At 60.5% G+C, this 21984-nt stretch carries 23 protein-coding genes; 9 read left to right on the forward strand and 14 right to left on the reverse strand.

Features of this window, described 5'->3' with window-relative positions:
- Positions 1-16 precede the first annotated feature (16 nt).
- Entirely contained in the window at positions 17-241 is a 225-nt protein-coding gene (locus GS614_RS08645; RefSeq protein WP_171330521.1) for a hypothetical protein, read from the forward strand.
- Positions 242-270: 29 nt separating this feature from the next.
- Here the strand turns inward: GS614_RS08645 and GS614_RS08650 are convergent, their stop codons facing one another.
- Genes GS614_RS08650 through GS614_RS08670 form a run of 5 tightly spaced genes read right to left on the reverse strand, consistent with a single transcriptional unit; the run spans position 271 to position 4477 of the window.
- Complete coding sequence (locus tag GS614_RS08650) at positions 271-813, reverse strand: DUF3833 family protein (protein ID WP_171726029.1); 543 nt, start codon at positions 811-813, stop codon at positions 271-273.
- Positions 810-1427 (reverse strand): DUF3833 domain-containing protein, encoded by a 618-nt coding sequence (locus GS614_RS08655; protein WP_171726030.1) that lies wholly within the window; start codon positions 1425-1427, stop codon positions 810-812. The genes GS614_RS08650 and GS614_RS08655 overlap by 4 nt, the downstream gene beginning before the upstream one ends.
- Positions 1424-2647: an MFS transporter gene (locus GS614_RS08660; RefSeq protein WP_171206659.1), complete on the reverse strand. Its 1224-nt coding sequence runs from the start codon at positions 2645-2647 to the stop codon at positions 1424-1426. Before GS614_RS08660 ends, GS614_RS08655 begins: the two co-directional genes overlap by 4 nt.
- A complete protein-coding gene (locus GS614_RS08665) occupies positions 2647-3192 on the reverse strand; it encodes a hypothetical protein (protein ID WP_253282525.1) in 546 nt (181 codons plus the stop codon). The genes GS614_RS08660 and GS614_RS08665 overlap by 1 nt, the downstream gene beginning before the upstream one ends.
- Positions 3146-4477 (reverse strand): NAD(P)/FAD-dependent oxidoreductase, encoded by a 1332-nt coding sequence (locus tag GS614_RS08670; RefSeq protein ID WP_171726031.1) that lies wholly within the window; start codon positions 4475-4477, stop codon positions 3146-3148. Before GS614_RS08670 ends, GS614_RS08665 begins: the two co-directional genes overlap by 47 nt.
- A 193-nt stretch (positions 4478-4670) precedes the next feature.
- On the opposite strand from GS614_RS08670, the gene GS614_RS08675 reads away from it, so the two are divergent.
- On the forward strand, positions 4671-5396 hold the full coding sequence (locus GS614_RS08675; RefSeq protein ID WP_171172141.1) for an SDR family oxidoreductase: 726 nt from the start codon (positions 4671-4673) through the stop codon (positions 5394-5396).
- A gap of 3 nt (positions 5397-5399) precedes the next feature.
- On the opposite strand, the gene GS614_RS08680 is transcribed toward GS614_RS08675, so the two are convergent.
- Together GS614_RS08680 and GS614_RS08685 are read right to left on the reverse strand one after the other, a co-directional pair.
- On the reverse strand, positions 5400-7052 hold the full coding sequence (locus GS614_RS08680; RefSeq protein ID WP_171726032.1) for a DNA polymerase Y family protein: 1653 nt from the start codon (positions 7050-7052) through the stop codon (positions 5400-5402).
- A 62-nt stretch (positions 7053-7114) separates the two neighbouring features.
- Positions 7115-7402 carry an I78 family peptidase inhibitor gene (locus GS614_RS08685; RefSeq protein WP_152459479.1) on the reverse strand — a complete coding sequence of 96 codons (288 nt, stop codon included), beginning with the start codon at positions 7400-7402 and terminating at the stop codon, positions 7115-7117.
- A gap of 130 nt (positions 7403-7532) precedes the next feature.
- Between GS614_RS08685 and GS614_RS08690 the strand changes: the two genes are divergently transcribed.
- Together GS614_RS08690 and GS614_RS08695 are read left to right on the forward strand one after the other, a co-directional pair.
- Positions 7533-8645 (forward strand): S-(hydroxymethyl)glutathione dehydrogenase/class III alcohol dehydrogenase, encoded by a 1113-nt coding sequence (locus GS614_RS08690; protein WP_171117014.1) that lies wholly within the window; start codon positions 7533-7535, stop codon positions 8643-8645.
- An 89-nt stretch (positions 8646-8734) separates the two neighbouring features.
- The gene (locus GS614_RS08695) at positions 8735-9463 is read left to right on the forward strand and encodes an NYN domain-containing protein (RefSeq protein WP_171726033.1); all 729 of its coding nucleotides are present in this window, start codon (positions 8735-8737) and stop codon (positions 9461-9463) included.
- Between the two features lie 8 nt (positions 9464-9471).
- On the opposite strand, the gene GS614_RS08700 is transcribed toward GS614_RS08695, so the two are convergent.
- The 3 genes from GS614_RS08700 to GS614_RS08710 all read right to left on the reverse strand — a co-directional run bounded on the left by GS614_RS08700 (position 9472) and on the right by GS614_RS08710 (position 13926).
- A complete protein-coding gene (locus GS614_RS08700; protein WP_171117018.1) occupies positions 9472-10410 on the reverse strand; it encodes a DMT family transporter in 939 nt (312 codons plus the stop codon).
- Between the two features lie 135 nt (positions 10411-10545).
- On the reverse strand, positions 10546-10959 hold the full coding sequence (locus GS614_RS08705) for a group III truncated hemoglobin (protein ID WP_152459475.1): 414 nt from the start codon (positions 10957-10959) through the stop codon (positions 10546-10548).
- Between the two features lie 48 nt (positions 10960-11007).
- A complete protein-coding gene (locus GS614_RS08710; protein WP_171726034.1) occupies positions 11008-13926 on the reverse strand; it encodes an error-prone DNA polymerase in 2919 nt (972 codons plus the stop codon).
- Between the two features lie 110 nt (positions 13927-14036).
- On the opposite strand from GS614_RS08710, the gene GS614_RS08715 reads away from it, so the two are divergent.
- Positions 14037-14501: a DUF1203 domain-containing protein gene (locus GS614_RS08715; protein ID WP_171172128.1), complete on the forward strand. Its 465-nt coding sequence runs from the start codon at positions 14037-14039 to the stop codon at positions 14499-14501.
- Here GS614_RS08715 and GS614_RS08720 read toward each other — a convergent pair.
- Positions 14498-15490, reverse strand: coding sequence for an ABC transporter ATP-binding protein (locus GS614_RS08720; RefSeq protein ID WP_171206754.1), 993 nt, complete (start codon positions 15488-15490; stop codon positions 14498-14500). The two genes, GS614_RS08715 and GS614_RS08720, sit on opposite strands and share 4 nt — an antisense overlap.
- 87 nt (positions 15491-15577) lie before the next feature.
- Here GS614_RS08720 and GS614_RS08725 point away from each other — a divergent pair, with 87 nt between their 5' ends.
- The 3 genes from GS614_RS08725 (at position 15578) to polA (ending at position 19176) form a co-directional block, all read left to right on the forward strand.
- Positions 15578-15754, forward strand: coding sequence for a zinc-finger domain-containing protein (locus tag GS614_RS08725; RefSeq protein ID WP_152459472.1), 177 nt, complete (start codon positions 15578-15580; stop codon positions 15752-15754).
- An 82-nt stretch (positions 15755-15836) separates the two neighbouring features.
- The gene (locus tag GS614_RS08730; protein WP_152459471.1) at positions 15837-16307 is read left to right on the forward strand and encodes a hypothetical protein; all 471 of its coding nucleotides are present in this window, start codon (positions 15837-15839) and stop codon (positions 16305-16307) included.
- 70 nt (positions 16308-16377) lie between these two features.
- Positions 16378-19176: a DNA polymerase I gene (gene polA / locus GS614_RS08735; RefSeq protein WP_171726036.1), complete on the forward strand. Its 2799-nt coding sequence runs from the start codon at positions 16378-16380 to the stop codon at positions 19174-19176.
- 20 nt (positions 19177-19196) lie between these two features.
- Here the strand turns inward: polA and GS614_RS08740 are convergent, their stop codons facing one another.
- On the reverse strand, positions 19197-19427 hold the full coding sequence (locus GS614_RS08740) for a DUF2798 domain-containing protein (protein ID WP_171117031.1): 231 nt from the start codon (positions 19425-19427) through the stop codon (positions 19197-19199).
- Positions 19428-19501: 74 nt separating this feature from the next.
- On the reverse strand, positions 19502-20257 hold the full coding sequence (locus tag GS614_RS08745) for a hydroxypyruvate isomerase family protein (protein ID WP_171726037.1): 756 nt from the start codon (positions 20255-20257) through the stop codon (positions 19502-19504).
- 158 nt (positions 20258-20415) lie between these two features.
- Here GS614_RS08745 and GS614_RS08750 point away from each other — a divergent pair, with 158 nt between their 5' ends.
- Complete coding sequence (locus tag GS614_RS08750) at positions 20416-21384, forward strand: DMT family transporter (RefSeq protein WP_171117036.1); 969 nt, start codon at positions 20416-20418, stop codon at positions 21382-21384.
- Here the strand turns inward: GS614_RS08750 and GS614_RS08755 are convergent.
- Entirely contained in the window at positions 21367-21942 is a 576-nt protein-coding gene (locus GS614_RS08755) for a DUF1285 domain-containing protein (protein WP_171117276.1), read from the reverse strand. The genes GS614_RS08750 and GS614_RS08755 overlap by 18 nt on opposite strands.
- Positions 21943-21984 lie beyond the last annotated feature (42 nt).

A 21984-nucleotide genomic window follows, 5' to 3' on the forward strand; every position in this document is an offset into this window, starting at 1 on the left:
GGCAGTAAGAGAGCAGATGCCAAAACCGAAAACAGGTGTTTTGCGGACAACAGTTCCTTCACGCCTCATGGGAAAACGGGATGGTCTGTTTTTCCTCTGGGGGCAGATAGAACGCGCGCGCTTGAAGGTCGAGTGCAGCGAACGCGCCGAGGGCGCGGCCTCGGACGGGCCAAGGGCAAACACGGCCGGTGAGGTCAAGGGATCGACGACAGCATTGGTGGACGAATTTATTTTCTACTGACTTTTGTGATGAAACCGGGCCTGGTGGCCCTATTTCTTCTCGAAGAACAGAATGACTTCACCCAGACGGACGCCATAGCGCGAGACATACGCGCGGTTCAGCAGACGGTCGTCATCCAGCAGCCACATCCAGTCGTCGAATTTGACACGCATGGTCCCGTCCTTGATCGGCAGGTCGATCTTGTATTTCCAGTTGAACGTATCCCCGCGTTCAATCCCGCTGGCGGTGCCCAGCACGCCAGGAGCCGTGCCGGTCCACGTATCCTCTCCGGTTTTGGTCAATGTCCAGATGCGTTGTTCCGTCGCGCCATCGTCGTAGACGAAGTCTTCGACCAGGGTCAGGGTTTCGCCGTCCCATGTCCCGTCGATATCAACCGTGAATCTGCGGGGGATATTTCCCAAAACATCCTGAAACTGACCGTAGGCCACTGTTGTGCCCTCAAAAAACTCTTCCAGGTTCAACTGCCGGTCCGACAGAAACGTTTTTGGTACCTTCGGTTTGCTGGAGCAGGCGGCAAGAAGCGCAAGGCTTACGATGGCGACGCAGGCGATGAAAGAGCGAAAGGTGATCATTGCAACGGCTTCCTTTCCGAAGTCGCGTCATACCCGTTTGACCCACTTGAATGAATCGGTTTCGAACTGGGGCTTGGACGCATTGTGGCGATCAGTTCCGCGACCTTGACGCCAAACTTGCGCATCTCGGACCGATTCATGATGACGCCGGTTTCTGTCAGATACATCCAATCGGTGACATCCAACGTATGTCCACCGGCGTCATCTGGCAGAATGATGCGATAGGTCAGTTTTACCGTGGACCCCGAGATGATGCCCCGACCTTCGCCCACGATATCATCCGCCATTGCCGTGAACGTGTTGCCGGTTCCCAGCGTCAGGTACCATTTGCGCGTCATCTGTTTTCCGTTGGAATAGGTGAAGTATTCGGTCAGAGTGCCCGAGTTGCCTTGCCATTCGCCGAACATGCGCGCGACAAAACTGTTCGACATTTTGCCATTGGGGCCATAGATCAGGCCCTCGGACAAGATCTCTCCGTTCAGGTGTTTTTTCAGCGAAAAATTTGGCCCGGTGCCGCTGTAATCGGACGGCGATTGCGCGCGAAAGCTCAGCAGCCTTGCGCGGATGAAGACAGCGGTCAGAAGGACCAGAAGGATGATGGTGAAAGCGTTCATTTGCTTGTGACCTCGGTGGGCAGGGTCAACACCATCCCGAACGCTCCGACTTTCAGGATACAGGGCAGCACCGCATAGGCAAGATTGAGTGTATCCAGCGCCTGTGCGGAATTGGTTTGACCGGGGGTGAAACCGCTGCGTTCCAGCAGCGGCAGAGTGAAAAAGGCAGCCAGGGCGAGGCCCAGTTTGCCAGCGAAGGACCAGACGCCAAACGCGGCTGATGCGTTCAGCCCGGCCCGGGTAAGGACGATCGAGAACATGGCCGGCAACACGACCATATCTGCGCCCAGCGCCGCGCCCGAGGCGAGACAGATCATTGCAAAACCCGCAAGATTTCCTGCACTCAGTGTGGCAGCGCCGATAAAGCCGGCAATCGAGAGCGGCATGGCGATGATCAGAGTCTGTTTCGGGCCAATTCTGTTGCTGAGCTTTGCCCAGAGCGGGACGCTCGCGCCTGCGCTCAGGAAAAACAGGATCAACAAAGGACCCGCCTTGCCCGGCAGTTGCAGCCGGTCTTCCACAAAAAACAGAAACAGGGTGGAGGTTATGGCAACCGGGAGGCTGTTGACCAAAGCCAGCGCAAGAAGGCGCAAGCCACCGGCCTGACCCAGACCTGCAAAGGACAGGCCTGATCCGGTGATCGGTCTGCGTCGCCAGATCGGGATCGTCAGTATCAAGGTCAGAACGGACAGCAGCCCCAGAAACGCTCCGAATGCGGGGTAGCCTTGGGAGTGTGCCCCGAAAGCGACCAACAGGGCCGGAGCGCTGGCTGCGATGACCACCCCGGTCAACTGCCCGCCTTCACGATAGGCGGCCAGTGTCATCAGCTCTTGCGGATCGGTTCGCTTCGCCAGAGTTGCGCTGCGACCATACAGAAGAATGGTTCCCAGGCTGTACGCCGAGAACAGCAAGATCAGGATCGCGACCAGTTCCGGCACGCTGGCACCCTGCGGCAGATTGAAAAGCAGGGGAAACCCGATTGCCAGCCCCAAAGCCGCCATCGCCGCAAATGCAAGCTGGCCGCCGGGCCATCGGTCGATTGCCCAACCGATCAGCGGATCCTGCACCAGATCCACCAAACGGATCACCAGCAGCACCGTACCAATGACCCCAAGGCCAATACCCAGGTTCACGGCTGCAAAGCGCGGCAAGTGGATATAAAGCGGGATACCCGCCGCAGCGAGCATCAACGCATAGAGACTGACCCGGGGATAGAGCATCACCGCCCCTGTAGCCTGCGCGTGAAGGACGCGGACCGCGTGTTGTCTCCCAGGAACACGGACATGAAACTGCGCTTGATGCCCGGATACGCCATGGTGCAGGTCTTTTGCCCGTTCAGCCAGAAACTGACCTTGTCGGGACCATCAGAAACCGCCAGATAGCTGTCCCCTTTTGCCACGGCATTGAAACACCGGTTCAGTTGGTCGCGAACGGGTGCTGACCGGCCGATGCGGTCCATCTCGTCCAGGGTCGAGTTGACCAGCGCTTTCTTCTTGATGTTCTTGCGATAGGTCAGTTGCAGGGCGATATCTTCGCTCCAACTGAACGGCGCACCTTTGGGCGTATAGAGTTTGGCGTCATAGATCGGCAAACCCAGATACCGGAACGTCGCGGTTCCGCGCAGTTGGGCATCGTTCAGTTCTTCCGTGACCGGCGACGCAACCAGCCCATTGGGGATCAGCAAGGAAAGTGCAAGAAACGCTGTGCGCCATATCGCCTTATTCAGCGGCAACAGATAGGGCCGGGTCTTTCCCAGGAATGCCATTGTCAGCTCCGATGGTTTGCGGGGCGCCATTTATTCGAGCAACGACATGCATCGCGCTGGCTATCCCGTCTTCGTGAAATCCGTGCCGGTTGTAAGCACCGGCAAACCAAGTTCGGTTCTGTCCCTGCATCTCGCGGATTTGCCCTTGCGCCTTCAGGGCGGCCTTGTCGAAGACCGGATGGGCAAATTCAACCTGGTCATAGATCTTTTCCGCGGGAATTTCTGATGGAGCGTTCAGCGTTACAAACAGCGGGTCACTGTCCGGAATGTTCTGAAGCCGGTTCATCCAGTAGGTTACCCCCACATCTCCGGCTTGCGAACGATAGGTCCAGCTTGACCAGCAGGCGCGCCGCTTTGGCATCTGACCTGGGTCACAATGCAATGTGGCCGTATTGGGCTGGTAGCGGATTGCGCCCAATGCAGCGGCTTCCGCGGGGGTCGCGCCATCACCCAAAATGGAAAGCGACTGGTCCGAATGGGTGGCCAGGATGATTTCATCGAACTGATCCACGGCGCCCTGGCTGTGGATGGTGACGCCCATCTCGTCACGGGATACATTCTGAACAGGGCTGGCCAGACGTATTTCTGCCGTCCGCGCACGAAGGGCCGCGTCGATCCGGCGGACATACTCTATGCTGCCGCCTTTGACCGTGTACCATTGATGCTGGTTTGCGCGACCACTTGCCAGCAAAGCGTGATTGCGGAAAAACTGCACCAAAGAGCGTGCGGGGAACTGGTCCACGAACTCGACCGGCGTAGACCAGATGGCACCGCACATCGGCATCAGATAATTGTGCCGGAACCAGTGACCCAGCCGCAGCTGGTCCACCAATTCGCCAATCGTGGTGTCATCGTCCTTGGCGGCTTCGGGGGCTTCTTTGCCAAACCGCAGAATATCAGCGATCATTTTATAGTAAGCCGGACGCGCCAGATTGCGCTTTTGAGCGGTCAGTGTGCGCAGATTGTTCAACCCGTATTCAATGCGGCCATTGTCGATTGTCGCGCCAAAACTCATCTCGCTTTCGATCACGGGCACGCCCAGCTCATCAAACAGCCGGGTCAGGTAGGGATATGTCGCATAGTTGAAGACGATGAAGCCCGTATCGACCGGTTGATCCCCGTTCTTTCCGGCCATCACCGTGCGGGCATGGCCACCAAGCCGAGGTTCGGCCTCATAGACTGTCACGTCGTTGTTTTCTGAAAGATAGTAAGCGGCGGAAAGTCCCGAAATGCCTGCACCTACAATCGCGATTTTCTTCCGTACACCCCGGGGTTCGTCGAACATTCCAGCCTCTTTATGTGACAGTTTACAAAAAGATACGCAGGGTAGGCACAAGTGGATCAATCCGATTAGAAGTTTTTAACAGATGCACTACTTTGTGGCTTCTGGTTTGAGCTTCCGTGACCTGCGCTACCGTTTTGATCCGAAGCGGATGCGAGGCCGTATTATGGTGAAACACAACTGAATCGGCCCACACATGAGCAGCTTTGACGGCAAAACCATTTGGATCATCGGCGCAAGCGAAGGGCTGGGTCGCGCTTTGGCGCATGCGCTTGGCCAACAGGGTGCTTCCCTGATCCTGTCTGCGCGCAATCTTGAGCGGTTGTCCGAACTGTGTTCTGAACTGCCGGATGCGCGCGCGATCCGGTGCGATGTGACCGAGTTAGACTCTGTTCGTTCAGCTGTTGCCGAGGCGGGGCATGTCGACGGGCTGGTTTACAATGCAGGTGCGTATGACCCCATGCGTTCGGCCGAATGGGACACCGAGGCGTCGCTCAGGATGAGCGATGTGAACTATCTGGGTGCGCTACGGGTTCTGGGTGAAACCGTTCCGGGTTTTGTCCGGGCAGGCCAGGGAGAGGTTACTTTGATCGGGTCACTGGCCGGGTATCACGGGCTGCCCGCCGCAATCGGGTACGGAGCCAGCAAGGCCGCGCTGATTTCTCTGGCCGAGACGATGCGACACGACCTGGCGGGTACGGGCGTGACGGTGCGTATCGTCAATCCGGGCTTCATCAAAACCCGCCTGACCGAAAAGAACGGTTTCAAGATGCCGATGCTGATGTCGCCCGAGGATGCGGCGGATCGCGTGGTCAATGCGATGGCGCGTCGCCGTTTCCGTACGGATTTTCCGGCACCGTTTTCCTGGTTCATTCGTCTGATCGACTGTTTGCCGGATCTGCTAGTTTATCGTGGAAAATAGACTCTAACAAAACTGCCCCTGACAGAACCAGCCTGCGGACATCGCGCCCCCGTGGCCATAGAACAACCACAGGCGCTCGCCTTGTTCTGTCACCACCACCCAGTAATCGCGTACCCCGCTGCGCCAGTTGGGGTCATCCAGCCACCATTCCGGCGCGATGCGTTCCGGGCCGGTGGCCTGCGCCAGTTGCCAGTCTCGTCCACGCCAGCGAAAGGTGCAGGGCACATTCGGGGTTTCCGGGGCCATCACGGGTTCGGGCTGCCACATCTGCAAGGGGCGGGGGCGCGGCGGGGCAGGCCAGTCGCGCGCGGGTTCCGACCAGGCCGCCGCCAGCGTTTGCGCCGTTTTCTCGGGGATATGAGAGGCCGCAGGATGCCGCCGGGTGATCGCGTCCAGCCCGACCCGCGCGCCCAGCTTGGCCGTAAGGTCATCCACGGCTGTATTGCCCTCAAGCCGGTTGCAGGCCACGCGGCGCGCTTCGGCATGACCGGCGATGGTGCGGGCGTGGATGGGTTCTGTCTGGATCGCTTCAAGCCGCAGCAAGTCGATGCCATAGCCTGCGTCGATCTTGTCAACTTTCATCTCTAACAAAGGGCGAATGCGATTTTTGTCATAGGTCGGACGGGCCAGGCCGATCTCGATGATTTCAGCGGCCTGATCCGCACGGTGGGCTTCCAGACGCAGCGTGCGGGCCCCGCGCCCCTTCTCTTCCAGTTTGGTGCAGAGCGTTGGCAGAATCCGATCGACAGCGGCCATCACGTCTTCGACCAGGCCAATCGGGTTGGGCAGAGTCATCCGCACCGCAAAGTGATGTGGCGGACGGGCGGGCGAGACCGGCTCGGGCGCGCTGCCCATGGCCTGATCCAGGCGCAACACCAGCCCGCGGCCGAACCGCCGTGCCAAACTGGCACGCGGCTGGCCCAGCAGATCACCGATCCGGCGCAGGCCTAGGCGGTTCAGTTGCGCCACGGTCTGATCGTCCAGCCGCAGCGCCGCGATGGGCAGGGGGCTGAGCGCGCCATAGGCCTGCCCCGGCGCGGCAATCCGCGCGCCACCGCCCAGCGCCATCACCTGTGGCGCGGCCCCGCCCCTGGTCCAGTGCCGCCGCTTGCTTGCCCGGGCGCGGGTGGCGCGGGCCTCTTGGTTGATGGCGTCGCCGTTGCGGTCAGACGTGGCCTCTTGCCCGGCATAGCGGGCCAGCGCCCAGGCCGCGCCCAGCGTGTCGGCGATACCCATCTGCACGCTCAGGCCCATGTCGGCGCAGTCGGTCTCAAGCACGCTCAGCAAGGTCTCTTCACCGCCGAACAGATGGGCACAGCCTGACAGGTCAACGATCAGGCCATCGGGGGCCTCTTCGGCCACCCATGGGCTGAACTTGCCCGCCCAGCGGCGCAGCGCGGTCAGAAACGCAGCCTCGGCCGGGGCGTTGCGAGGGCGGGTGATCAAGCTGGCGCACATGGCATGGGCATCGCGTACCGGCTGACCCACGCGCAATCCGGCGGCCTGTGCCTCGGCATTCAACGACGTGACGATCTGCATGCTCGACTGTTCGGCCACAACGGCCAAAGGCCCGGCATGCAGGCCCCGCGCGGCGCGGACCAGCCGTTCGGCCCCCAGACGGGGAAACCACAGCGAAAGAATTCGGCGTTTGGGCATCGGCAGGCATCATTGATGTTCTTATTTTGTTCTTAATTCAGAATCACCTGCCGAGTCCACGCTTACCCGCAGGTCAGACGCTGAATAACACCGGTGTCGTTCACATAGACGTTCAGCCTGTCGATACGGTAATCCTGTGTGGCGATGTCATCCGGGCCCAAAACACGAGACCGTTCGGGAAGGTCGGCTTGAATCGTTGATACGGGCTGACCGACCGTTTCGGCAAAGGGCTCGCCCTTGCAAAATGCCAGATCAACAGGAGCGTCTTCTGAGGTGGTGGCGACATCCTGCGGAACGCTTGTGTCTGCGCAGGCCGCCAGAAAGATAAAGATCGGTAAAAAACGGTGCATTGGCGTTCCTCATTCTGGCAATGTCGTTTCTGCAATATCAAACAATTAGCCAACCTGCCAAGAAAGCACAGTTGAAAACACCCTGTATTTGACGCAGGGTCGGGGCAAAAGTGACAGGGAGATAAGTACCATGCGTACCCGTGCTGCCGTCGCCGTACAGGCGGGCAAACCTTTGGAAGTGATGGATGTGAACCTTGAAGGCCCAAAGGCGGGCGAGGTTCTGGTTGAAATCAAGGCCACTGGCATCTGTCATACGGATGAATTCACCTTGTCGGGCGCCGACCCCGAAGGCCTGTTCCCGGCCATTCTGGGCCACGAGGGCGCCGGCGTGGTGGTCGAGGTCGGACCGGGTGTGACCAGCCTGAAGCCAGGCGATCACGTGATCCCGCTCTACACCCCCGAATGCCGTGAATGTGAATACTGTCTGCATCCCAAGACCAACCTGTGCCAGGCCATTCGCGAGACGCAGGGCCAGGGCCTGATGCCCGATGGCACCTCGCGGTTTTCGACGCTGGATGGCGATCCGATCCTGCATTACATGGGCTGCTCGACCTTCTCGAACCACACGGTTCTGCCCGAGATTGCACTGGCCAAAGTGCGCGAGGACGCGCCGTTCGACAAGATCTGCTATATCGGCTGCGGCGTGACCACCGGTATCGGCGCGGTGATCAACACCGCCAAGGTGGAAATCGGCAGCCGCGCCATCGTGTTCGGTCTGGGCGGGATCGGTCTGAACGTGATTCAGGGCCTGCGTCTGGCCGGGGCCGATCAGATCGTCGGCGTCGACCTGAACCCCGCCAAGGTTGAGATGGCCACCAAGTTCGGCATGACCGATTTCGTCAACCCGTCCGAGGTCGAGGGCGATCTGGTGCCCTATCTGGTGAACCTGACCAAGGGCGGCGCGGATTACACCTTTGATGCAACAGGCAATGTGCAGGTGATGCGCGCGGCGCTGGAATCGGCGCATAAAGGCTGGGGTGAGTCGATCATCATCGGCGTCGCACCCGCAGGGGCCGAGATCTCGACCCGTCCGTTCCAGCTGGTCACAGGCCGGTCGTGGCGCGGCACCGCTTTCGGCGGTGCACGTGGGCGCACGGACGTGCCCAAGATCGTCGACTGGTACATGGAAGGGAAGATCGAGATCGACCCGATGATCACCCACACCATGGGTCTGGACGACATCAACACCGGCTTCGACCTGATGCATAAGGGCGAAAGCATCCGGTCGGTGGTGATTTACTGACAACCAGAAACTGCAAGGGCGGGGTTTAACCCGCCCTTTTTGTCTCCTATCTTCAGGATATTGATAAATATCTGAATAGAGGGACTAAATTGACCACTGAAGCAACGGAACGCCTGGCCGTTCTGATTGACGCCGAGAATGTTCCGGCAAAGCATGTTGCCGAGATTTTCGAAGAAGTTGCCACATTGGGTGAGGCAAGCCTGCGCCGGATCTACGGAGATTTCTCGGGCGGTACCCCGCAAGGCTGGAGTGCTGAGAAGCTGGCGGAATATGCCATCGTTCCGCACCAGCAATTCGCCAATACCACTGGCAAGAACGCCGGGGACATCGCCCTTGTGATTGATGCCATGGACATATTGCATTCTGGCCGGTTCGGTGGGTTTGTACTGGTGTCGTCAGACAGCGACTTTACCCGACTTGCCAGCCGGATCCGAGAACAAGGGTTGAGCGTGTTCGGGATCGGCGAGGAAAAGACGCCAAAAGCCTTTGTCGCGGCTTGCAACCGGTTCATCTACATCGAGAATATCAAAAAGGAGGAGGTGCAGGCGAACGATTCCCCGGAGAAAGCTAAGAAGCCCTCTGCCAAACAAGAGCTGAACCATGCTTATCAGTTGATCCGGAATGTCGTGCTCAAATCCGAGGAACCGGACGGATGGGCGGGCCTTGGCTGGGTCGGCAGTCAGCTCAGCATGAACTATCCGGATTTTGACACGCGAACCTACGGCTTCAAGCGGCTGAGCGACTTGGTACGAGCCACCGGGAAGTTCGAGGAAACAGGCGAAAACGGTGGCCGGAAGATCAGACTGAAAGATCAGTAGCGGCCGCCCTACGACCCTGGCCGCGCCGAGGCGCCGGTGTCGGAACGCGGCGAGCGGACACGCAGAACCGGCTTGTTCGGCGATACATTGGCCCGGCTCTCGCGCCAGACAACGAACACACCGGACGCGATGATGATGCTGGCCCCGACTGCGACCCACATGTCGGGCGTTTCGCCAAAGAACATCATGCCGAATATCGTGGCCCAGATGATCTGGCTGTACTGGCTGGGCGCGACCACGCCGGCGGGTGCAGCGCGATAGGCCAGGATGATCAGGTGCTGGGCGATCACGGAAAACACGCCGACCAGCGCCATCATGGCCAGATGCAACAGGGACGGCGGCTGATAAACGGCCGGTTGGGCCAGGCTCATGACCACGATCGCCAGCAGCATCGGATACAGGATCAGGACGGCCGAGCGTTCCTCGTTCCCGATCTTGCGCACCAGCACGGATGCGAAGGCGCTGCAGAATGCGGCCATCAGGGCGGCCAGATGGCCGAGCGTGATATCCGTTGCGCCGGGGCGCAGAACGATCAGCACCCCGATCAGACCCACGCCAACCGCAGCCCAGCGCTGGGCCCGGACGACTTCGCCCAGTATCGGAATCGACAGGACCGTGACGATCAGCGGGAAAGAAAACAGCAACGAATAGACCTCGGCCAGGGGCAGGACCGAAAAGGCATAGAACGCGCAGGACATGGCCGTGACCATCAGACCCGAGCGCAGCAACACCAACCAGGGGTGATGCGGCCGGAAGTTGCCCGTGGTCCGGTCCGTCAAGATCGTCACGGCCATCGGGACAAAGGAGAACAGCGTGGCAAAAAAGATGATCTGCATCACCGAGTAGGTCCCGCCCAGCGTCTTGATCAGCGCGTCATGGGTGGCAAAGACCGCAAAGCCCGCGAATGCATAGCCAAGACCCCGGAGGGTGGTGTTCTGAGTGCTCATGGGTCGGCCTCGGGTGATGTGTCGATGTGAAGGGGCAGCGCAAAAGGGGCTGTCTTGTCTCTGACTAACCCTATTTTCTCGACCCGCATAGCCCCTAATTTACCGCTAACATCGCAAGGCAGCCATGACGTGGGCTCAACGCAGGATCGGTGGCGCGTCCTTGGGCTGGCGGGCCGATTGCACCCCGGCCTTCATCCCAACACCGATGCGGCGCGCCAGAGCGACCCATGGTGTGGCGGTTTCCGGAGGCAGGGTCTCGGTGGCGACCTTTTCGAATAGGTCCAGCCAATGGGCGAACATCTCGGGCTTTACGTCCGGTCGTTCGATATGCACCCGCTGCGGGTTGCCGTCATAGCTGCGCTCGAACAGGATGGCGTTGCGCCAGAAGGATGCGATCTTTTCCTCATGCGCGGGCCAGTCGGTGACATGGTTGGCGAATACCGGGCCAAGTACCGCGTCCTGCCGCACTCGGGCGTAAAAGGCGCGAACCTGTGCGTTGATCTGCTCGGGCGTCGCGGGAAAGCGCGGCGGAAGGGTTGGTCTGGTCATGGTGGCCTGTTTTCGACTCTGTTTTTTGGCAGATAGGCGGTTCCGGCGTTATGTGACAGAGGTGGTATTGTCGCGCTGCCCTGGCGTCAGCAGGTGCCGCAGCAGAGCCACGGGATGCGCCCGCAGGCTCAGGCGGGTGGCGACGTAATCCTCGACCACCTGTTCGCCCAGCGACATCCGGGGCAGATGGGCGGCGGGCTCGTCCAGCGCCTCGCCTTCCAGATCCTGCGCGAACAGCGGCAGGGGCCTGGCGGTGGCGATCGCCTTGGCCTGCCACAGCGCCTCGCGCCGGGTCAGGCCGCAGGCGGCAAAGGCATCGGCCTCGGCCAGACGCTCGATCACCGAGGGGCCAAGGCCCGCGCGGCGCCAGACGTCGTCAACCTGATGATAGCCATTGCCGCGCGCGGCGGTCAGCCAGCTGGCGTCCTCCTCGCTCAGGCCCTTGATCTGGCGAAAGCCCAGCCGCAGGGCCAGCCCGCCATGGCCGTCGGGCTCCATCACGTTGTCCCAGAAGCTGGCATTGATGCAGACCGGGCGCACCTGCACGCCATGTTCGCGCGCATCGCGCACGATTTGGGCGGGGGCATAGAACCCCATCGGTTGCGAGTTCAGCAGCGCGCAGGCGAAGATGCCCGGATGGTGGCACTTGATCCAGGCGCTGGCATAGACCAGCAGCGCAAAGCTGGCCGCGTGGCTTTCGGGGAAGCCGTAGGAGCCGAACCCCTCGATCTGCGAGAAACAGCGCTCGGCAAATTCGGCGCCATAGCCGTTGCGCTGCATCCCGCGCAGGAACAGGGTGCGGAATTCGCTGACATTGCCGTGTTTCTTGAAGGTCGCCAGCGACCGCCGCAGCCGGTCGGCCTGTTCGGGGGTGAAGCCCGCGCCGACGATGGCGATCTGCATCGCCTGTTCCTGAAACAGCGGCACGCCCAGCGTCTTGCCCAGCACCTCGCCCAGTGCGTCCGAGGGGAAGCTGACCTCCTCCTCTCCGTTCCGGCGGCGGATATAGGGATGCACCATGTCGCCCTGGATGGGGCCGGGGCGGATGATGGCGACCTCGATCACCAGATCATAGAAATTGCGCGGCCGCATCCGGGGGAGGAAGTTCATCTGCGCACGTGATTCCACCTGGAACACGCCCACCGAGTCTGCCTTGCACAGCATGTCATAGACCGCCGGGTCCTCGGGCGGCAGGGTGGCGAGCGTATAGCTGGTCTGATGATGCTGGCCGATCAGGTCGAAGGCCTTGCGGATGCAGGTCAGCATCCCCAGGCTCAGAACATCGACCTTGAGGATGCCCAAGGAATCGATGTCATCCTTGTCCCAGCAGATGACGGTGCGGTCCTCCATGGTGGCGTTCTCGATGGGCACCAGCTCGTCCAGACGGCCCTCGGTGATGATGAACCCGCCCACATGCTGGGACAGGTGGCGAGGGAACCCGTTGATCTGATGCACCAATGTTAGAGTCTGTTTCAGGCGGCGATCCTCGGGGTCGAGGCCGATTTCGCGCATCCGTTCCGCCTCGAGCCCCGAGGCCGAGAAGAACCCCCACAGCTGCGAGGACAGGGCGGAAATCGTGTCCTCGGTCAGGCCCATGGCGCGGCCCACCTCGCGGATGGCGCGCTTGCCGCGATAGTGGATCACCGTGGCGCACAGCCCCGCGCGGTGGCGGCCATAGCGTTCATAGATGTGCTGGATCACCTCTTCGCGGCGCTCATGTTCGAAATCGACGTCGATGTCGGGCGGCTCGTCCCGCGCCTCGGAGACGAAGCGCTCGAACACCATGGTGCCCATTTCGGGGCTGACCTCGGTGATGCCGAGACAGAAACAGACGACAGAGTTCGCCGCCGAGCCGCGCCCCTGGCACAGGATACCGCGCGAGCGGGCGAAATGGACGATGTCGCGGACGGTCAGGAAATAGGGTTCGTATTTCAGCTTGCCGATCAGCGTCAGTTCATGCGCCAGCATCTTTTTGGCTTTCTCGGACGCCCCGGCGGGATAGCGCCATTTCAACCCTTCATGCGCCAGCCGATGCAGGCGCTGGGTCGGGGTTTCCTTGTCGCTGCCCTCGCTGGGATATTCATAGCGCAGCTCGTCCAGCGAGAATGTGAGTTCCTGGCTGAGCGCATAAGCGCGGGCCACGGCGTCCTCAAAGCCCTTGAAGATGCGCAGCATCTCGGGTTCCGAGCGCAGGCGCTGTTCGCCATTGGCCAGCGCGTGGCGGCCCAGATCGTCCACCTTGCGGCGCAGGCGGATCGCGGTCAGCACATCGGCCAGCCGGCGGCGCGACCCGTGATGCATCATCGGTGCGGCGCTGGCGATTGTGGGCAGGCCCAGATGATATGATTCAGTCTCTAACAAATGGAAAAATGCCGCATCCGCCCCGTCATAGCGGGGATGCATCAGCAGATGCATGCGCCCGGTAAAGCGGCGCGTCAGCTGTTGCGCCTGTGTTCGCCACCCGCTCGCGCCGCCGCTCGGACGGCCCGCCTGTGGCCAGAGTAGCAGGTGCAGACCGTCGGAAAACTCCAACAGGTCGGACAGGTGCAGGATGCACTCGCCCTTGGCCGCGCGCAGCCGTCCGGTGGACAGGAGGCGGCACAGGCTGGCCCAGCCCTGCCGGTTGATGGGCAGGGCGGTGACGGGCGGGGCATCGGTAAAAATCAGCCGCGCCGCCGGGATCAGGCGCGGCACTGCATGCACCGGGAACGAGGGTGGTTTCGGGATGTGATCGGGGCAGGGCGGGCCGATGGGCGTGTTCTGCTCCTCCCACGCGCGGCGCTCGCGCACCTTGCGGGCGATCTCGCGCGCCTGGGTATGGGCGCGGGCGATGCCGGCCACCGAGTTGTCATCGGCGATGGCGATGGCGGGCAGGCCCAGGGTGACGGCGCGCTCCATGTACTCCTCGGGGTGCGAAGCCCCGGTGAGGAAGGTGAAGTTCGACGTGATCGACAGCTCGGCATACATGGCGATTCCACATTATATTCACGTTTTGTTCTTTTTCGAGTCCTTTGCGCAGGAAACGGGTCGCCTGGACCAGGCCAGGCGCGCATGGTTGCAGAAAAAGGAGACCTGATATGTTCAAGATCACCGCTCTGCCCACTGACGAAGTCCGCGCCCTTCAGGCAGGTCAACCTGATGCATATGGCGCCGCGCCCGAGCGCGCCGTTTCGTCGGGGGCTGGCAATCCCTGTCGCCACTGCCTGAAGAACATTCCCGAAGGCGCAAAGATGCTGATATTGGCGCATCGCCCTTTTTTAGAGCCACATCCATACGCTGAAACAGGGCCGATCTTTCTGTGCGCAACGCCTTGCGAGCGCTATGAAGACGACGCCCTGCCCGAGATCTTGACCACTGCACCCGACTATCTGATCAAGGGGTATGGACCAGATGACCGGATCGTCTATGGCACCGGGGCAATCACGCCCAAAGATCAGATCGGCGCAAAAGTCAGCGATATTTTTGCCCGCCTGGACGTGGCCTATATTCACGTCAGATCGGCGCGGAACAACTGCTACCAAGCACGGATCGACCGGGTTTAGAGCTTGACCCGGTGCAGGCCCCGGCGCGGCTGGTCCTGATCGTCGGCCGGGGCATCGTCGGTGCGCGAGGAGGTCAGGGCCAGGAACACATCCTCGAGATCGGCCTCTTCGGTGCGCACGTCGCGGATGCGGATGCCCGCCGCCCGGACGGACTCCAGAACCTGCTCGGCGCTGGTCCGGGCGCTGCGATATTGCAGTATAAGGCTGCCGTCTTCACGTAAGCTGGCCTCGACGCCTTCGGTCACCGGCAGGTCGACCACCGGGGTGTCCGGCACAATGACCATGGTCCGGCTGTCCATGCGGCCCAGCAGGTTGGCGGTACTGTCCTGAGCGATCTTTTCACCGTGGTTGATGATGGCGATTTCGTCGCACATCTCCTGCGCTTCTTCCAGATAGTGCGTGGTCAGGATGATGGTCACGCCCTGCTGGTTCAGCTTGCGCACATTGGCCCACAGCATCTGGCGCAGTTCGATATCGACGCCCGCCGTGGGTTCGTCCAACACTAGGATTTTCGGGTGATGCACCAGCGCCTTGGCCAGCAGCAGCCGCCGCCGCATCCCGCCCGACAGCGTGCGGGCATAGGCCTCGGCCTTGTCGCTGAGGCCGACCAGTTCAAGGATTTCATCGCTGCGACGTTCGGATTTCGGTACGCCGTACAGGCCTGCCTGTACTTCCAAGGCGCCCCGCGGGGTGAAAAACGGGTCAAGGTTCAGTTCTTGCGGCATCACACCAATCGCGGCGCGGGACTGCCGCGGATTCTGATTCTGATCGAAACCCCAGATCGACACACGGCCCGAGGACTTCACCACCAACCCGGCCAGAATATTGATCAGGGTCGATTTCCCGGCGCCGTTCGGGCCCAGCAGCCCGAAAACCGAGCCCCTGGGAACAGTCAAATCAATGCCTTTCAACGCGTGTTTCTCAGGCTGACCCTTGCCGCCACGATAGGTCTTGCGCAGACCTTCGATCCTGATTGCCGCATCGCTCATGTGGCTCTTGCCCCCGGATTGCTCATCGCTCATAAACGCACCTAATACATGCCCGCGAGGCCGACAACCGAAGAAGGATCGCCAGCCGTGACCATCGAAGCGCCGGAAACCAAGATCGTCGAAACCGCCCGTGTCGCCTGTGACGGCGGCGAAGGCGCATTGGGCCATCCGCGCGTCTGGCTGCAAATCCCCGAGGATACAGGCTGGGTCGAATGCCCGTATTGCGACTGCAAATATGTGCTGAAGGGCCGTGAACAGGGCTGATTGCCCGACCAGCCGGGTTTTGCCCAAATCTTGCCTCGGTTTTCATGTTAGTGCTTTGGCGCAACCAAAGCAGGGATACGTGATGACCGGAATTTCGGCCACTGACAATGTTAACCCGGTTTTCGGCTGGGTTGGGTTCTGCATCGCATCTTTGGCGTTGTTTGCTGCGTTGTTTGTATTCTGGGCGGGGCCCTTTGCACCTCAGCAGACTGCGGGTGTGTCGCTGGGCGAACTGGCGGCCGAAATCGGCAAATCGACACTGAGGGCCGCCGCGGGGATGGAACAACCCGAGCCTGTTGCCCGCGCCCGCGATCTGGATGATTTCCTGCGGATCGGTGTCGCCATGCTTGGCGGGCTTGCGATCGTCATCTCGGCCGTTGGCATCCTGCGTCACGAAAAGCGGCGCCCTGCCATCGCCGGAATGGTTATAGGTACGGGGGCAATCCTGTTCCAGTTCTTTGCCTTTGCGTTTTTTGCGTTGCTGGGGGTGTTGGTGATCATGGCTTTGCTGAACAGTTTCTCTGACGTCTTCTCGGGATTGTTTGGCGGTTAGGCTGCGTTCTTGGCTGGTCACCCGCGTGACCCTGTGGCAGAACCATCCCTGACCGACAGGGAGCGCGCGCATGAGCAATTTCGGAAAAGGATGTCACCTGCATCTGATCGACGGATCGGCCTTTATTTTCAGGGCCTATCACGCGCTGCCTCCGCTAACCCGCAAGTCGGATGGTCTGCCGATTGGGGCGGTGTCCGGGTTCTGCAACATGCTTCAGAAATATGTCGAAGGGAACACCGGGCCGGATGCGCCAACCCATGTGGCGGTGATTTTCGACAAGGGGTCGCACACATTCCGGAATGATCTGTACGACCTGTACAAGGCCAACCGCGAAGCGATGCCCGAGGACCTGCGCCCGCAAATTCCACTGACCCGCGAGGCGACAAAGGCATTCAATATCGCCTGCAAGGAACTCGAAGGCTATGAGGCCGACGACATCATCGCCACCCTGACCGTGCAGGCGCGCGAGGCTGGGGGCCGCGTGACCATCGTAAGCTCTGACAAGGATCTGATGCAGTTGGTCGGTGACGGCGTCGAGATGCTGGATGCGATGAAGAACAAGCGTATCGACCGGGACGGGGTGATCGAGAAGTTTGGAGTTGCTCCTGAGCGCGTTGTGGATGTTCAGGCGCTGGCGGGGGATTCCGTTGACAATGTGCCGGGCGCTCCGGGAATCGGGGTCAAGACGGCGGCGCTGTTGATCAACGAATACGGTGATCTGGAAACACTGCTGGACCGGGCCGAGGAAATCAAACAGCCCAAGCGCCGACAAACCCTGATCGAAAAGCGCGATCAGATCGAACTGTCGAAGAAACTGGTGCAGCTGGACGAGAACACACCGCTGGATTTCACGCTGGATGACCTTGAAGTGAGAGAGCCCGATGCAGAGACCCTGCTGGGTTTTCTGGCGGATATGGAATTCCGCACACTGACCAAACGGATCGCCGACAAGCTGGGGGCCGAAGCACCGGCCATCGCCGATGCACCGACGCCTGCGGCCAAGGAAGTTGAGGCCGAGACGATCCCGTTTGACGCGGCAAGGTATGAATGTGTCCGTGATGCAGCGGCTTTGCAAAAGTGGATCGACCAGGCCCATGAACGAGGCTGGATCGCTGTTGATACCGAAACCACCGGTCTGAATGAAATGATCGCCGATCTGGTCGGTATTTCGCTGTGTGTCGAGGCCGGCGAAGCCTGTTACATCCCGCTGACCCACCGCGATGGTGCGGCGGATGATCTGTTCGGGTCGGACGCGCTGGCTGAAGGGCAAATGCCTCTGGATGAGGCGCTGACGCTGCTGAAGCCGGTGCTTGAGGATCCGTCGATCATCAAAATCGGGCAGAACATGAAATACGATGCCAAGATTTTCCGGCGTCACGGTATCGATGTGGCACCGATCGATGATACGATGCTGATGTCCTATGCCATGCATGGCGGTGAGCACGGGCACGGTATGGATACGCTCTCGGAACGGTATCTCAGCCACACGCCGATCCCGATAAAGCCGCTGCTGGGGTCAGGCAAGTCTGCGATCACCTTCGACAAGGTGCCGATCGACGAGGCCACCGCCTATGCCGCCGAGGATGCGGATATCACTCTGCGTCTTTGGCAGCTGTTCAAGCCGCAGCTCCACCGGGTGCAGGTGACGACTGTCTACGAGACGCTCGAACGACCACTTGTGCCGGTTCTGGCCGAGATGGAGATGCATGGCATCAAGGTCGACCGCGACGTGCTGAGCCGTATGTCGAACGCCTTTGCCCAGAAAATGGCCGGTTTAGAGGCTGAAATCCACGAACTGGCGGGTGAGAGCTTCAATGTCGGCTCACCCGCGCAGTTGGGTGAGATCCTGTTCGACAAGATGGGCCTGGAAGGTGGCAAGAAGGGCAAGACCGGCAAGTACTCGACCGGGGCTGATATTTTGGAAGATCTGGCGACCGAGCATGAACTGCCGCGCAGGGTGCTGGATTGGCGCCAGTTGTCCAAGCTGAAATCAACCTATACCGACGCGCTTCAGACCCATATCAACCCCGACACGGGCCGGGTGCACACGTCTTATGCCATCACCGGGGCGAATACCGGACGTCTGGCCTCGACCGACCCCAATTTGCAGAATATCCCCGTGCGCACCGAGGAGGGCCGCCGCATCCGCGAGGCCTTTGTCGCCGAGCCGGGCAATGTTCTGGTCAGCCTCGACTACAGCCAGATCGAGCTGCGCATCCTGGCGCATATCGCCGACATTTCGACCCTGAAACAGGCCTTTGCCGACGGGCTGGACATTCACGCGATGACGGCATCCGAGATGTTCGACGTGCCGCTGGATGAGATGACGCCGGATATCCGTCGTCAGGCCAAGGCGATCAACTTTGGCGTGATCTATGGCATCTCGGGCTTCGGCCTGGCGCGCAACCTGCGCATCCCGCGGGCCGAGGCACAGGGATTCATCGACCGCTATTTCGAACGCTTTCCGGGCATTCGCCAGTATATGGATGACACGGTGGCATTTGCCAAAGAGCACGGCTATGTCCAAACTCTGTTCGGGCGCAAGATCCACACGCCCGAGATCAACGCCAAGGGGCCGCATGCAGGATTCTCGCGCCGGGCGGCGATCAACGCGCCGATTCAGGGCACTGCGGCGGATGTGATCCGACGCGCGATGGTGCGGATGCCGGGTGCGATCAACGGGCTGCCCGCCAAGATGCTGTTGCAGGTCCATGACGAATTGTTGTTCGAAGTCGCCGAGGATTCCGTGGATCCGCTGATCGACGTGGCGCGCGAGGTGATGGAGGGTGCCTCGGACCCGGCGGTGAAACTGGATGTGAAGCTGAGCGTGGATGCTGGCCAGGGTGCGAACTGGGCCGAGGCGCACTAGCACCAGGTCAGCCTTCCGGGTCAGCCCTGTGGCCTGACCCACCCTTCGACCATACGTTTCACCGAAGGTCCTAGGACCAGGATCACCGTGAACGCGATGGGCCAGCAAAAGGCCCAGGACGCCATCCAGTCGCCCAGCGTTTCAGGATGGAACCCCACTGCCTTGACCGTAGCGATCCCGGTGACGATGCACGACATCAGCCCTGACATGATCAGTCCAAAGATGGCATGGGCAAAGCGGGCAGGAATCATATCGGGCATCCTCGAAAACGGCTTGCCCGATATGTGCGCCTTTCGGGCAGCGAATTCCAGACCAATGAACGTCGTTAACGTCGCATCCAAGCCAGGGTCGCATCCGTTCGAGCCGTCGAAGGCGCGTATTCGGCGCTGACCCAACCGCTGTAACCAGCATCATCCATTGCCGCGAAAAGCTGCGCGAAATCCGTAGGCCCGCGTCCCGGTTCAGAACGTTCGGGGGCGGCCCCAATCTGGGCGTGGACAACACTGGGGTGAAAACGCTCCCAGACGGCCAGCGCGTCGCCGTGGATCACATGTGCGTGAAAACTGTCATATTGCAGACCGACATTCGGGCGATCCACGCGGCCAAGTACCTCGGTCGCCAGATTATAGTCGTTCAGGAAATAGCCGGGTTGGGACATCGGATTGAGGGGTTCGATCGTGAAAGTCTGCTGCGGTGCGAAATCGGCGGCCCACTGTAAGTTTTGCACGAAGCAGTCCAACGCATCCGTCCCGGCCGCGTATCCGGACATGATATGAATGAAGCCCGGTCGCAGCACCTGAGCGTAGCGCAGAACGCGGCGGATATCAGACTGAAACCGGGACGCACCGCCGGGGATGGCGGCATAACCCGGCACGCCACCGGTATAATTCGGCGGGGGCGCGTTGATCAGAACCAGTTCGAGCCCGTTGGCCAGCAAGGCACGCCGGGTTTCTTTTGCAGCAAGTTCGTACGGAAACAGGATCTCGACCGCCTGGAACCCGGCATCTGCCGCTGCCTGAAACCGATCCAGATACGGAAGTTCGGCAAAGAGCAATGAGATATTCGCGGCGAATTTTGGCATAGGCGGCCCATGGATTTCTGGTGGCCCGACCTTATCCGCGCGTTGATTTCTGTGAAAGTGACAGAAAACGACAGTTTGTCGAAATTCGACCAGATCGACCCGATGAAATCGGAAACGCTTCCTGCATTGCGGCGAATCAATTTTCTGACGCCGTGCCAATGGAAGGTTTGAAAACGATGGCGATGAGCCCAGACCCCGTCCGCGGGAACAGCCTTTCTGCGCCGGCGGGACAGCATTCTGCCTTGTCGGGTAACGGGTTAGCCGTGGCTTCGATGCTGACATGGGCGGCGGGGTTTCCGGCGGCCGAGGTGCTGTTGCAAACATGGCCGCCCGTCGCCCTGTTGGCCGCGCGACTGGCGCTGGCCGTGTTGGTGATGGTGCCGGTCTGGGTGATTCTGGACGGGCCGCGCCGGGTTGTTTCAGCCCGCTGGGGTCATGCAATGACCGTCGGCGGCCTTGGAATCGGGTTGGGAATGTTCCTGTTGATCTTGGCGCAAAAGCTAACCGACCCGGTGACGGTGGCAATCATCGTCTCTTGCGCACCTTTGGTGGCCACATTGCTTGAATTGGCTGCTGGCACACGCCGGCTGAAGTGGAATTTTGCGCTGGGCGTAGCTGTATCGATTGTCGGCGGGTTGATCGCCACTAGCGCCTTGGCCCCGGCCCAGTTGGGTCTGGGCGCGGCCTGTGCGGTTGGATCAACGGTGCTATTTTGCTGGGCCAGCATGGCAACCGCCCGGGATTTCGCCGAACTGAGCCAGACCGGACGCACGACGATCACCTTTGTCGGAGGGCTGGCCATGGCATCGCTGCTGGTTTTCGGATCGGCGCAGTTTGGTCTGGACGTGATGCCTGCAACTGCGTTCGACATGCAACAGGCAGGCATGCTGATGATCTATGCGCTTATCTCAATGGGTCTCAGCCAGGTATTTTTCATCACCTCCGTCGGCAAGCTAGGCGTGGCGCTGGCCTCTTTTCACATCAATGTCGCGCCGTTCTACGTGATGCTGATCATGCTGATGCTGGGGGACGAATGGAACTGGACCCGGGCATTGGGTGCGAGCATTGTTGCAATGGCTGTCGTGCTGGCACAGGATCGCGCGCCACGGTCAGCTCAGGTCGGCTGAGGGGATCAGGCCAAAGAACTGCCTGCCTGACCAAACACCGAACCAGCCGTCATGGTACGTTCCGATCTCGACGAGGCGGTAAAAGCTTTTGCGGTCTATCCGAGCTTCGAGGTTGTCGCGGATCAATATGTAGGGTGAGGGTTCGTCTGTTTCAGGGTCGATAACAATTCGTATCGGATGATCAGCTCCGGCCACAGCCCTGTCGCCAACATGGGTTGTGAAGGTCAAGGACTGGTCCTTTCCATCCCCGTCCCGGTCGAAATCCACAGCGACAAACGGCGCGTCTTCGACAGTGATTCCCACCTTCTCGACCGGGGTGACGAGGAAGTACTTGCCGTCTTCCTTCTTAAGAATTGAGGAAAAAAGCTTCACAAGCTCGAAACGGTTGATGGGTGAGCCTAAATAACTCCATGTGCCATCTTTTGCGATCTTGATGTCCAGATCGCCGCAAAACGGAGGATTCCAGAGGTGAACGGGCGGTAAACCGTTGGTTTTGGCCGCTTTGACCGATGCCGCCAGACCATCTGGCGACGGTTTCACAGGTTTTTGTCCGCTCATTGCTTTTGCCATTTCCTCTCAGCGCGATACACTTCAATCATA

It is taken from the genome of Ruegeria sp. HKCCD6604 (assembly GCF_013110635.1).
In the GTDB taxonomy this organism is placed as follows: domain Bacteria; phylum Pseudomonadota; class Alphaproteobacteria; order Rhodobacterales; family Rhodobacteraceae; genus Ruegeria.